Below are 12,769 nucleotides of genomic sequence, written 5' to 3'. Positions count from 1 at the left end.
CCTTTATTTATCATACTATACTAATTTTATTAAACTTATCATTAGATACATATTTTTTATGGAATATGATTGATATTTATGAATAAAATTTTCAATTAAGGGGTGATTATGGTATAATAATTAAAGAAATATCAACTAGGAGGAATTATGATTTCAGCAAATGATTTAAGAAAAGGTGTAACATTCGTTTACGATAATGATGTATATCAAGTAGTAGATTTCCAACACGTTAAACCAGGTAAGGGAGCTGCTTTTGTTAGAGCAAAAATTAGATCTGTAATGAACGGTGGTGCAAAAGACGTAACCTTTAACCCAAGCGAAAAATTTGAAAATGCTATTATTACTACAAAGGAAATGCAATATTTATACAATGATGGTCAATTATATTATTTTATGGACCCAGAAAGTTTCGAACAAATCGGAATTGAAGAAGACAATGTTAAAGATGCCATCATTTATGTAAGAGAGAATGATACAGTTCTTATCAAATTTTACCAAGGTAAACCATTCTCTATTGATCCACAAAACTTTGTAGAACTTCAGGTAGTAAAAACAGAGCCAGGTGTTAAGGGAGATACTGCTACTAACGTTACAAAACCAGCTACAGTAGAAACTGGAGCAGTAATAAATGTACCAATATTTGTAAACGAAGGCGATGTAATTAAAATAGATACTAGAAGTGGCGAATACCTATCAAGAGCTTAGGAGATATTAATGTCAAATAAATTCAAAGATGGTTCAGTAAAAATAGCTGACGAGGTTTTAGATCAAATAGCTATCCAAGCAGCTAATGATGTTTATGGAGTTTATGAGGATAATTCTGATGAAGGATTTATTCATTCACTCCAAGCAAAGACAACAAAAACATCAATCAGAAATGTTGGCGGAAATCTTGTTATCGATCTTGACCTTTCCTTGGATAAAAATGTTAACGTAAGAAAAACTGTTAAAAAGATCCAAGAAAATGTCAAAAATGTTGTTGAGACCATGACAGGTCTTAGCGTTAGCAAAATTAACGTTAATATAAGTAAATTAGAAATCTAATGAAGCGAACTGACCAAAGAGAATGGGTTTTCAAACTCATTTTTCAAGATACAATTAACAAAATTGAAGATGATGAAGAAATATTAGCAAACCACAACCTTAGCTGTGATGAAACATTTATCGTCGATTCCATCAAATCCTATAAGAAAAATTTTGAAAAAATCGATCAAATTATTCAGGCAAATATTCCTAAGGGTATGCCAAAATTAAGTAGAGTGGTTAAGTCTATTATTTATTTATCTATAAATGAAATCTATTTTTTAGATATTCCAGTGTCAGTATCTATAAATGAAGCTGTTAACCTTGCTAAAAAGTTTTCAGCTGAAGATGACTACAAGATAGTTAACCTTATTTTAGGCAATATCGTAAGAAATGATAATAAATGAGAAAACCCTTAAGTGTAAAGCAATTTAATGAATATATAAAATCAAATATTAAACATGATCCAATTTTCCAGAGAATAAATTTAATTGGTGAGCTTTGCAATATAAGAGTTAATAATTACCATCTTTATTTTTCTTTGAAAGAAGGAACTGACATCATTGATGCTGTAATCTATTATTATGAAGATAAGGAAATAAGTTTTGATTTTAGCCCTGGTAAGGAAGTAATTATCAGGGGCAACTTATCCTTTAATAACTACTCATCACGATTAATTATAGTTGCTTCTGAGATTGAAGATGTGGGATTATCCAAAGAATTTAAAGAATTTCTTAAAATGCAAGAGGAATTTAAAGCAAAGGGCTATTTTGATAAAGAAAATAAAAAGCCAATTCCAAAACTTGTTAACAAGGTGGGTCTCATAACATCAAAGGATGGGGCTGCTCTTGTTGATTTTCTTGCTATGATCAACAGCAAGGCTAATGACATACATATCTATTTAGACCCAGTCAAGGTTCAAGGTGACCAAGCTGAGGATTTAGTAGCTAAGGCTATAAAGAGGCTTGATAAACTAGGACTTGATGTAATCGTCATAACCAGAGGCGGAGGGTCTAATGAAGACCTTTCAAGCTTCAATCAAAGAAAAATAATAGAATCAGTCCATGATGCAAAAACTCCTATTATTTCCGCGATAGGCCATAATATTGATACAACGTTAGTAGATTTCACAAGTGATTTAAGTTTACAAACTCCAACAGAAGCAGGATCTTATCTAATAGCTGACTACATAGACTATGAAAAATTTCTAAAAGAAAAATTTGTAAGAGCAAGATCAAAGATTCAATCTAGCCTAGATATGTATGCTTTAAGCCTTAAGATTTTAGAATCGAAGTTAGAAGGCCTGTCTCCAGGGAAACTCATTGATGAAAAAATTAAAGAACTTGAGTCTTTAAATAAAAACCTTGATAAGGCTATAGAAAGATCACTGACCTACAACGAAACCAAGCTAAAAAGTTTAACAAACAAATTTGGATACCTAGCCAAGCTTATAGATATGAGAAAGAATCAGATTGAAATAAATTTTGATGGTAAAAATATCTATTCGGTTCATAGTATGAAGATAGGCGATGAGTTTGACTTAATATTTAGCGATGGAAAATTAAAGGCGAGGATAATTGATGGATAAATCTTTTGAAGACCAATATAAAAAAATAGAAGAAATTTTAGATGAAATTGAAAATAACAGGGATAATCTAGATGAATCGATCAAGCTCTATGACCAAGCTAAGAAAATGTATAGGGATCTTGAAGCAAGACTTATGGATTATAGGGCGAAGGTGGAAGTTATAAGTAATGATGAATAAAGAAAAGTTTTTGAAAATTTTTAACGATGATAAGGATATAATAGATAAGAAAGTTAAATCTTACTTTAGTCCAGATGGCATCTTAGAGGAGGCCATGGCCTATGCAACAGGTGGAGGAAAGAGGATAAGGGCTTTTCTGTATCTAGAGTGTAAGAAAATGTTTTCATGTAATTTATGTGAAAATGATTATAAATTTGCTCTAGCCTTAGAATTTATTCATGCCTATTCTCTTGTCCATGATGACTTACCTGCAATGGATAATGATGATTTTAGGAGAGGACAGCCAAGTACTCATAAAAAGTATGGAGAAGATATAGGAATTCTTACAGGTGATGCCCTTCTGAATGAAGCTGCTATAATGCTTTTTCAACTTGCAAAAGATAATGATTCATATATCAAAGCTGGATTGTATATACTTCAAAGAGCATCAAGGTTTGGAATGATAGGCGGTCAAGTTTTAGACTTAAGAAGAGGCGCATCCTATGATTTAGATTATCTCTTGGATGTTTATAAGAAAAAAACATCAGACTTATTTAAGGCAGCCTGTGTATCTGCAGGTCTTGCATCTAGAGTAAGTAAAGAGTATTTGGAAAAAATAGAAATTTTTGCTTCAAATTTAGGACTTGCCTTCCAAATCCAGGATGATTTATTAGAAGAAACATATGAAGATGAATTAAATATCTTAAATGTCATGTCAAAAGACGAAGCAATAGTGCTTTTAGATAAGGTTAATAAAAGAGCGAAAGATTCAATAAAAGATTTTCAAAATAATGAAGTTTTATCATATTTAATTGACTACCTATCAAGTCGAAGTTATTAGGGGAAATTATGAAAAAATACACTAGACAAAGATTAATATTAGATATTATTCAAAATAATGACGTCAGAACCCAAAGTCAACTTTCTGATATGTTAAAATCTCAAGGAGTAAACGCTACACAAGCAACTATTTCTAGAGATATTAAAGAGCTTAGAATATCAAAGGTTCAAAGCGATGATTATGAATATAAATATACTGTAGTAGATGCTGTATATGATACACTTACAGAAAGAATTGAGAAGATTTTTAAGGAAGCAGTGCTTTCAGTAGAAAAATCTGCTCATATGATTGTAATTAAAACAATATCTTACTGTGCAACTGTTTGTGGTCAATACATAACAAATGAAAAATTAGAGAATATTGGTGGTATGGTTACAGGGATTGATACAATATTTATTACTCCAAAAGACTTTGAATCAATTGATGACCTTGTAGAAGAAATTAGGAATCTTGTTAAATAATGCTTGCTGAGCTATATATAGATAATTTTATCATAATTAAAAAAGATCATATCTTTTTTGAAGATAAATTTAACGTACTAACAGGCGAGACGGGCTCTGGTAAGTCTATTATCCTTGAAGCAATAAATCTGCTTTTAGGAAAAAGAGCAAGTAAGGATACCATTGGCAATTTCAAAGACCAGACCATTATAGAAGCGGTTTTTGTATTGGAAGATCCATTAATCCATAAACTGGAAGGACTTGGCATAAGTTTTGATGATGAGAAACTAATTATAACTAGAAATATTGGTAAGAATTCATCAAGTATTAGGATTAATGGTAGACTATCAAACATAAATATTCTAAAAGAAATAAGCGATGACCTAATTGATATTTACAAGCAAGGTGATTCTAATATCTATATGAACAAGACTAATTACATTGACCTTATTGATTCTTATCAAAATGACCAAAGAACCACAGAGCTAAGAAAGAATCTTTCGGACCTATCCAAGGAAAAGAATGACTACCTAAGGCGTTTCAAAGATTTTGACCTTACAGATGAAGAATTGACTAGGGAAAGAGATCTTGTAAAATATCAGATTGATGAGATTGATAGTGTAGATCTTTTTAATATAGACGAAGAAGAACTAGAGCACGAATATAAAAGGCTTACAAATATTTCTAGTCTAAAAGAAGGATTCTATAAGACTCTTGAAATTATTGATTCAAATGACTACGATATGCCATCTATCACCAGTCTTTTAAGTGAGGCCTCATCAAATATTGGAGATTTCATCGACATAGACAACAAATCATCTGAACTTTATAATAGACTAGTTGCCTTATCAGATGAGCTTAATGATATTTACTCAGAAGCTGATTCATATGTGGATTTTTTAGCTACTGATCCAGAAAAATTAGAAAGCCTTGAAGATTTAAACAAAAAACTTTTTGACCTTAAAAGAAAATATGGCAATAATATAGAAGAGATTAAAGATTATTATGAGTCAATGAAAGAAAGACTAGAGGAATTAGATCAAATTGACGATTTAAGAAATAACCTAACTAGTATATTAGACAATATTGATAAGAAAATGGTTGCCAACTCTGAGGAAATTCATGAGATTAGACTTAAGAAGATAGAAAGCCTTGAGAAATCTCTTAATAAAGAAATAGTGGAATTAAATATAAAAAATGGTAAGTTTAAAGTCGACCTTAAAAAGAAAGATAATATCGATAAGCTTGGCTTTGATGATATTGATTTTCTGATTAGAACAAATAAGGGAGAAAATTTAACTTCACTAACTAAGACAGCTTCAGGCGGTGAAATTTCAAGAATTATGCTTGCCTTTAAGGAAGTTTTTGCAAGTTTTGATGATATAGATACAATGATATTTGATGAAATTGATACAGGTATAAGTGGTAGAACTGCTCAGATAGTTGGAGAAAAAATCCTAGATTTATCAAAGAAAAGACAGGTAATAGCCATAAGTCATTTGCCACAAATAGCATCTCTTGCTAATAACCACATATTAATTAGTAAGGAAGATGATGGTAACTTTACTATATCTAGTTCGAAAAATATCAAAGAAGGCGAGAGAACCCTTGAAATAGCAAGGTTAATTGGTGGGGTAGATATAACCGATACTACTATTAAATCAGCCAGAGAGATATTAGAAATGGCGGAGGATCTAAGAAATGAATGAAGAAAAGTTTTATGAGAAGACAATAAAATCTGATACAATCTATGATGGAAAGATACTAAAATTAAGAGTTGAGACTGTAGAACTTGAGAATAAGAGATATTCAAAAAGGGAAATAGTTGACCATCAAAAAGGAGTAGGAATTATTGCCTTTGACGGACCTGATAAGATATGGATGGTAAGCCAATATAGAAAGGCTATTGATAAAGTAACTTTGGAAATTCCAGCAGGTCTTGTTGATCCAGGTGAGTTACCAATTGAAACAGCTAAAAGAGAACTACAAGAAGAAGTTGGATATTTCCCAGAAAAGGTGACCTATCTATTTGATATGCACGCATCTCCAGGATTTACCAACGATAAGTTATCTTTTTTTGTGGCAGAAGATTTGGTAGAATCATCTTTAGATTTAGATGAAGATGAGAACCTAACTTGCAAGTCTTATCAGATTACAGATCTATATCAAATGGTAGAAAATGGTGAAATTACTGATGCAAAGTCAATTATTGCTATTTTCTATGCCCTAAGAAAAATAAATGAAGCTTAATATTAAGCTTGAAGATTTTGAAGGTCCCTTTGATTTGCTTTTAAAGTTAATTGATAGGGAAAAAATTGATATTTACGATGTAAAAATAGAAGAAATAACAAATCCGTTTTTAGAAGAAATGGCTAAGATGGATATTGATATATCAATGTTATCTGAATTTATATATACATCGTCAATACTTTTAACTATTAAGGCTAATAAACTTTTGCCAAAACCAGAAAATGAAAATCTTGAAGAAGACTTTTTATCTTACCTTATAGAATATAAAAAAATAAAGTCAGTTCAAGATGATTTTAAAATTCTAGAAGAAGAAGCTAGAAAGGTTCACTCCAAATACCAAGAAGACCTTTCAGTATTTCAAAAAGAGACTTTAGTAATCTCTCAAGACGTAGATATCTTATCACACGAATTTTCTAAATTGATAAAAAGGCTAGAAAAAGAAAAACAGAGTGAAGAAAAGATATTTGAACAGGTGAAAATACCTGATGTTAATACTTATCTAATAAGTCTTAGAAAAACTTTAAATTTTTCTAAAGAATTAAATCTTGTAGACATAACTAGGAGAATAAATTCTAAGGCAGAGTGTATAGCAACATTTTTGGCTTTATTAGAGATGGTAAGGCTTAATGAAATATATATAAAACAAACAGAGATAAACTCATTTAAAATTGTTAAGAGGGTTAAATGATAGATACTTACTTAAAAGGCCTTATTGAAGAGGTTCTATATGTATGGGCAGAGCCTATAAGTATAGATGAATTAAGTAAAATTTTATATGATTTTTCTAAGGCTGATATTAAAAATTGCCTTGATGAAATGATAAAAGGAAGAGAAGATTTAGATAGTGGTCTCATAATTAGAAATTTTAACGGTTCGTATCAGTTTACAACTAGAAAGGCCAGCGATAAGTATTTTGAGTCACTTTTGTCAAAATCAGAAAAAAAACTAACAAATTCGACCCTTGAGACCCTTTCGATAATTGCCTATAAACAGCCAATCACAAGAGTAGAAATTGATAAGATTAGGGGAGTTAATTCCCAATCGACTATCGATTCGCTCCTTGATAAGAAACTCATAACTGAGAAAGGCAGGCTAGATAAGATTGGTAAACCTATTATTTATGGTACAACTTCTGAGTTTTTAAAATATTTTAACTTAAATTCCCTTGAAGACTTACCTGAGATAAGGATTGATAAAAATGAGGATTAATAAATATATTGCCCATTCAGGTTATACATCAAGACGAAAGGCTGATGATCTTATTATTGCCGGTAAAGTTAAAATTAATGGGCAAGTTATTAATGAACCTGGTATTAAAGTTAACGACGGAGATAGGATAGAAGTTGAGGGGAAAGTTTTAGAAATAGAAAAAAAGTTTTATATAAAATTGTATAAGCCAGTAGGCTTTATAACTTCTAACTTTGATCCATATAACGAAAAAGACCTAAATGACCTTATAGATATTGATGAGAGATTTTTTGCAGCAGGAAGACTAGACAAGGATAGCGAAGGGCTATTGATAATAACTAATGATGGTGATTTTACCAACAACTTAATCCACCCAAAATTCAAACTTGATAAGGAATATATAGTTAAAATTGATAAAAAATTAAAAGAAGTTCAAGAAAAAAGATTTGAAAAGGGTCTAGATATAGGAAATGATGAAAAGACTTCAGATGCTAAACTAGAATACCTGGGGGATAATACCTATAGGGTAATAATCCACCAAGGTTATAATAGGCAGATAAGAAGGATGTTTAAGGTTTTCAATGCTAAAGTTATTAACCTAAAAAGGATTAGGATTGGAAAAATTAAACTCTCTAATCTTAAAGAAAAAGAGTACAGATATTTTAATGAAGAAGAATTAAAATTTGTAGAAGAAATTAGAAGATAGGCGACTATCTTTTTTTGTGGGATAAATATGAAAAGAATCGGTATTATTGGCGGAGGGCCAGCAGGCCTTATGGCAGCCATATGTGCAAAAAATAAAAATAATCACGTAACCATATTCGATATTAACGATAAAGTAGGAAAGAAACTCTTAATGACAGGTGGCGGAAGGTGCAACATTACAAATTCTGCCTATTTTGATGATTTTTTAGAAAATGTAGTCACTAATAAAAAATTTATCTACTCGGCTTTTACAAACTTTGATAATTTTGCCTTAATAGATTTCTTAAATCAAAATGGTTTAGAGACAATTATAGAAGAAGATGGTAGGGTTTTTCCAAAAAGCGAAAAGGCAGGAGATGTCGTAAGTTTTTTTGAAAATATAATTAAAGAAAAATCTATTGACATAAAGACTAAGACAAAAATTAAAAAAGTTTATAAGGATAAATATTTTTACCTAACCGACCAAAATGATAAATCATATACTTTTGATTATTTAATAATAGCAACAGGTGGCAAGTCTTATCCAAGGACTGGATCAGACGGAAATGGTTATTCATTGGCAAGTAAACTAGGACATAAGATTATTGATCCAAGGGCGGTACTTGTGCCTATCTATTTAAATGAAAAATTATCATTAAGGGCACAGTCCTTTAAGGACGTGAGTTTGAATATAAAAACAAATGTTGAAAACATAACTGTTAGTGGAGATTTGTTGATAAATGGAAATTTAATTACTGGACCAGCAGCACTTAAGGCTAGTTCATTCATATTAGGAAAAAATATAGTGGAATTTTCTATAGATTTTTCACCTGACCTAACTTATAATGAAATAGAAAAGAAAATCTTAGACTTGATAGGAGATAATCCAAAAAAGACTCTAGGCAATGCTTTGAAGCCGTTAATTAACTTTCCTCTTTTTGAAGAAATTTTAAGATTAGGAAAAATTGACATTAATAAAAATGTAAGCGAGCTTACAAAAGAAGATAGAAAGACTATAGTATCTTATATAAAAGATTTCAAAATAGACTTTGATAGGATCGGTTCTTTTGAATCGGCAGTTGTAACTAGGGGTGGAATTGATTTAAAAGAAGTTAATCCACAAAATATGGAATCTAAACTTGTAGATGGCTTATTTTTTGTCGGAGAAATCTTAGATATAGATAGCCTTACAGGTGGATTCAATTTACAGACATATATATCAACAGCCTATGCTGCTGGAACTTTCATTAAGGAGAACACATGACTTATATAATCGCAGTTGATGGACCGAGCGGGTCTGGAAAATCAACTATATCACAAATTATAGCAGAAAAATTAAAAATAGAGTACTTAAACACTGGTCTTATGTATAGGGCTGTTACAAAATATTTTCTTGACAAAGATCTTGATGAAGAAACAGATGATAAAATCCTTAAAGGAATTTTAGAAGAAATAAGTATTGATTTTAAGGATAATAAATTATTATTAAATGGAATAGATGTGACAGATAAGTTAAGAAACGATGAGGTTACAGCAAATGTTTCTTGGGTTTCTGCAAGAAGTTATGTAAGGGAGAAAATGGTAGACCTCCAAAGAAAAATTGCAGAAAATACATCATTTATACTTGATGGCAGAGATATTGGAAGTGTTGTTTTTCCAGATGCTAAGTATAAGTTTTATCTCACAGCTTCTGCCCTAACAAGGGCTAGAAGACGTTTTGACCAAGGAGAATCTGACATGACTGTGGAGGAAATTGAAAAAGCTATTATAAAAAGAGATAATTATGATTCAAACAGGAAGGTTTCTCCTCTTAAGATAGCAGAAGGTGCAGTTGTTATAGATAGTTCTGATTTAAACATTAACCAGACAGTCGATAAAATACTATCTTATATGGAGAAAAATGATGTTTTATAGGGTGGTAGTCTCGATTTTAAGAGTTTTATTTTTCCCGTTTTACAGAATCAGGGTCCATGGTAAAGACAATATCCCAGAAAATTCTGATATAATCGCATGTGCAAATCATTGGTCGAATCTAGATCCTTTTTTCCTAGCCTTAGGCTTACCGATAAGTTTTAATTTTATGGCAAAAAAAGAATTGTTTGAAATACCAGTTTTAAGAAATATCCTAAAGGCAGCTGGAGTATTTCCTATAAACCGTCAAGGAAATGACCTAAAAGCTCTAAGATATGCAATAGGACTAATAAAAGATGGTAAAACTTTGGGGATTTTTCCTGAAGGAACTAGGGTTAAACAAATATCAAGAGATAATATGCACGAAGGTGTTGGTTTTATTGCCCTTAAGGCTAAAGCAGATATACTTCCAATTGAAATTGTTACAAATTATAAACTGTTTTCTAGGGTTGATATTTACGTAAAAGAACCTATAGATATTAGAAAATTTCAGGAAATAAAAAATAAAGAAGCTATGAATATGATAAGTGATGAAATATTTGCAAATATTTACGAGCATAGAAATGTCTTAGAAAGAGAAAATAATGGAAATAATTAAAGCAGAAAATTCTGGTTTTTGTTTTGGGGTTAAAAGAAGTGTTGATTTGGCAAAAATGGCTCTTGAAAGTGGCAAAAAAGCGTATTGCCTTGGCCCTTTAATTCACAATCCCCAGCTAGTAGAAGATTTCGAAAAAAGAGGCTTAACTGTCATTGACCATAAAAAAGCTTTAAATATTAAGGATAGCTTGATTGTAATTAGGGCTCACGGTGAAAGCAATGACCTCAAAGAAAAACTTATTGAAAATGGAAATGAGCTTTTTGACGCAACATGCCCTGTCCTTATTAATATATATAAAAAGATTAGAGAGAAAGAAAAAGAAGGCTACCAGGTAATTATTGTTGGAGATAAAAGTCATCCAGAAATAATTGCTATGGACTCTTTATTAAATAAGGGTATAATAGTTGAAGATGAGACTGAAGCAAAAAATATTAAGAATTATGATAAGCTATATGTGGTAAGCCAAACCACAAATAGGTTAGAATTTTTCAGAAATATTGCTAACAAGTTAGAAGAAAATAATGATAGTGTAGTAATAGAAAACACAATCTGCAATGCAACTAAATTAAGGCAAGACTCGGCAAAAAAACTTGCGAGTCAAGTGGATTGCATGATTGTAGTTGGTGGTTTTAATAGTTCTAATACAAATAAGCTATATCAAGTAGCTAGTTTGTTTTGTAAAAATGTTTTTAGGATTGAAACTGTTAAAGATCTACCTTTGCAAAAGCTCTCTAAATTTAAAAAATTAGGAATAATCGCAGGAGCGTCTACGCCTGAGTCGATTATCGAGGAGGTAGTAAGTAGTATGGATGAATTCACAAAAGAAGAATTTATGAACAGTCTGGAGGATAGTTTAAAGAAGATTTACCCAAAAGAGGTAATCAAAGGTACAGTAATCAACGTTAAGGATGATGAAGTATTTGTTGATATCCAATATCGTGCAGATGGTATTGTTAAACTAGACGAAATGACTGAAGAAGAAAAAAAAGATCCAAAAAACAGTTTTGAAGTTGGAGATGACATTGATGTATATGTTATCAAACTTGACGACGGTGAAGGCAATGTATCCCTTTCTACAAGAAGAGTGGAAGGAATGAAAGCTTGGACAGAATTAGCTAAAAAATATGAAAATGATGAACTAGTTCATGGTAAGGTTGTAAGCTTCAATAAGGGTGGCCTTACAGTTGAAGTTAATGGCGTAAATGGTTTTGTACCAGCTAGCCAAATTGCAACATATTTCGTTAAAAATTTAAAGAAATTCGTTGGTGAAGAATGGGATCTTAAAATCATCAGCATTGATGAAAGAAAAAATAGACTAGTTTTATCTAGAAAAGATGTTTTAGAAGCAGAATTAGATGACCTTTGGGAAGAGCTTGAAGAAGGTCAAGTAGTAGAAGGTAAAGTTGCAAGACTTACTGACTTTGGTGCATTCGTAGAAGTAAATGGTCTTGATGGTCTACTTCACGTTTCTGACATTGCTTGGACAAGAGTAGAACATCCATCAGATGTTTTAAGTGTTGGCGATGACATTGAAGTTAAGATTCTAAAACTAAACAAAGAGAAAAACAGAATCTCTCTTGGACGTAAACAACTTATTGAAAAACCATTCGAAAAATTTGTTAACGAACACGAAGTTGGCGGCGTTGTTGAAGGTAAGGTTGTAAACCTACTTGACTTTGGTGCTTTCGTAGAAGTAGCAGATGGCGTTGAAGGTCTAGTACACGTTTCTGAAATTTCTTGGGAACACGTAGAAAAACCATCAGATGAATTAAATGTTGGTGATACAATTGAAGTTAAAATAATCTCAATTGATAAGGAAGAAGAAAAAGTTGGACTTTCTATCAAAGCTCTTAAAGAAGCGCCAGAAAGACCAGAAAGAAAGCCAAGAAAACAAGCTAGAACCAACGATAAACCAAGAAGAAAAGTTGAAAGAGATAACTCAAAAGCCTTTGGTGATGATGACCTAAATAACAACCTTGGAGATATGCTTGCTCAAGCTTTATCAGAACAAGGATCAGAAGATTTACTAGGTTCTATCGAATAAGACGCTGAGTAAAATTGATAATTAAAAAGGGATGACTTAGTTCAT

General features: G+C 31.3%; 16 protein-coding genes. All 16 read left to right on the top strand.

Features of this window, described 5'->3' with window-relative positions:
* The first annotated feature begins 147 nt into the window (after positions 1–147).
* From efp to J2Z38_RS02730, 16 genes are read left to right on the top strand one after another with little or no spacing between them, the layout of a single operon-like run.
* Positions 148–705 (top strand): elongation factor P, encoded by a 558-nt coding sequence (efp, locus tag J2Z38_RS02805; protein WP_209772158.1) that lies wholly within the window; start codon positions 148–150, stop codon positions 703–705.
* Positions 706–714: 9 nt separating this feature from the next.
* The gene (locus tag J2Z38_RS02800) at positions 715–1,044 is read left to right on the top strand and encodes an Asp23/Gls24 family envelope stress response protein (RefSeq protein WP_209772156.1); all 330 of its coding nucleotides are present in this window, start codon (positions 715–717) and stop codon (positions 1,042–1,044) included.
* The gene (locus J2Z38_RS02795; protein ID WP_209772154.1) at positions 1,044–1,430 is read left to right on the top strand and encodes a transcription antitermination protein NusB; all 387 of its coding nucleotides are present in this window, start codon (positions 1,044–1,046) and stop codon (positions 1,428–1,430) included. Before J2Z38_RS02800 ends, J2Z38_RS02795 begins: the two co-directional genes overlap by 1 nt.
* Positions 1,427–2,611 carry an exodeoxyribonuclease VII large subunit gene (gene xseA, locus J2Z38_RS02790; protein WP_209772152.1) on the top strand — a complete coding sequence of 395 codons (1,185 nt, stop codon included), beginning with the start codon at positions 1,427–1,429 and terminating at the stop codon, positions 2,609–2,611. Before J2Z38_RS02795 ends, xseA begins: the two co-directional genes overlap by 4 nt.
* Entirely contained in the window at positions 2,604–2,789 is a 186-nt protein-coding gene (gene xseB, locus J2Z38_RS02785; RefSeq protein ID WP_209772150.1) for an exodeoxyribonuclease VII small subunit, read from the top strand. Before xseA ends, xseB begins: the two co-directional genes overlap by 8 nt.
* Complete coding sequence (locus J2Z38_RS02780; protein WP_209772148.1) at positions 2,779–3,609, top strand: polyprenyl synthetase family protein; 831 nt, start codon at positions 2,779–2,781, stop codon at positions 3,607–3,609. The genes xseB and J2Z38_RS02780 overlap by 11 nt, the downstream gene beginning before the upstream one ends.
* A gap of 8 nt (positions 3,610–3,617) precedes the next feature.
* Positions 3,618–4,070: an arginine repressor gene (locus tag J2Z38_RS02775; RefSeq protein ID WP_209772146.1), complete on the top strand. Its 453-nt coding sequence runs from the start codon at positions 3,618–3,620 to the stop codon at positions 4,068–4,070.
* Complete coding sequence (recN, locus tag J2Z38_RS02770) at positions 4,070–5,758, top strand: DNA repair protein RecN (RefSeq protein ID WP_209772144.1); 1,689 nt, start codon at positions 4,070–4,072, stop codon at positions 5,756–5,758. Before J2Z38_RS02775 ends, recN begins: the two co-directional genes overlap by 1 nt.
* Positions 5,751–6,299: an NUDIX hydrolase gene (locus J2Z38_RS02765; protein ID WP_209772142.1), complete on the top strand. Its 549-nt coding sequence runs from the start codon at positions 5,751–5,753 to the stop codon at positions 6,297–6,299. The genes recN and J2Z38_RS02765 overlap by 8 nt, the downstream gene beginning before the upstream one ends.
* Complete coding sequence (locus tag J2Z38_RS02760; RefSeq protein WP_209772140.1) at positions 6,289–6,987, top strand: segregation and condensation protein A; 699 nt, start codon at positions 6,289–6,291, stop codon at positions 6,985–6,987. Before J2Z38_RS02765 ends, J2Z38_RS02760 begins: the two co-directional genes overlap by 11 nt.
* On the top strand, positions 6,984–7,508 hold the full coding sequence (scpB, locus tag J2Z38_RS02755; RefSeq protein WP_209772138.1) for an SMC-Scp complex subunit ScpB: 525 nt from the start codon (positions 6,984–6,986) through the stop codon (positions 7,506–7,508). The genes J2Z38_RS02760 and scpB overlap by 4 nt, the downstream gene beginning before the upstream one ends.
* Positions 7,498–8,193 carry a pseudouridine synthase gene (locus tag J2Z38_RS02750; RefSeq protein WP_209772136.1) on the top strand — a complete coding sequence of 232 codons (696 nt, stop codon included), beginning with the start codon at positions 7,498–7,500 and terminating at the stop codon, positions 8,191–8,193. The genes scpB and J2Z38_RS02750 overlap by 11 nt, the downstream gene beginning before the upstream one ends.
* A gap of 27 nt (positions 8,194–8,220) precedes the next feature.
* A complete protein-coding gene (locus J2Z38_RS02745; protein WP_209772134.1) occupies positions 8,221–9,435 on the top strand; it encodes a BaiN/RdsA family NAD(P)/FAD-dependent oxidoreductase in 1,215 nt (404 codons plus the stop codon).
* Positions 9,432–10,085, top strand: a complete 654-nt coding sequence (gene cmk, locus J2Z38_RS02740) for a (d)CMP kinase (RefSeq protein WP_209772131.1) — start codon at positions 9,432–9,434, stop codon at positions 10,083–10,085. The genes J2Z38_RS02745 and cmk overlap by 4 nt, the downstream gene beginning before the upstream one ends.
* The gene (locus tag J2Z38_RS02735) at positions 10,072–10,680 is read left to right on the top strand and encodes a lysophospholipid acyltransferase family protein (protein ID WP_318527692.1); all 609 of its coding nucleotides are present in this window, start codon (positions 10,072–10,074) and stop codon (positions 10,678–10,680) included. The genes cmk and J2Z38_RS02735 overlap by 14 nt, the downstream gene beginning before the upstream one ends.
* Complete coding sequence (locus J2Z38_RS02730; protein WP_209772127.1) at positions 10,667–12,724, top strand: bifunctional 4-hydroxy-3-methylbut-2-enyl diphosphate reductase/30S ribosomal protein S1; 2,058 nt, start codon at positions 10,667–10,669, stop codon at positions 12,722–12,724. Before J2Z38_RS02735 ends, J2Z38_RS02730 begins: the two co-directional genes overlap by 14 nt.
* Positions 12,725–12,769 lie beyond the last annotated feature (45 nt).

The sequence above is a fragment of the Anaerococcus degeneri genome (genome assembly GCF_017874475.1).
In the GTDB taxonomy this organism is placed as follows: Bacteria; Bacillota; Clostridia; order Tissierellales; family Peptoniphilaceae; genus Anaerococcus; species Anaerococcus degeneri.
The sequence above is the reverse complement of the archived record's forward strand: the minus strand, read 5'-3'. Positions and strand labels throughout refer to the sequence as shown.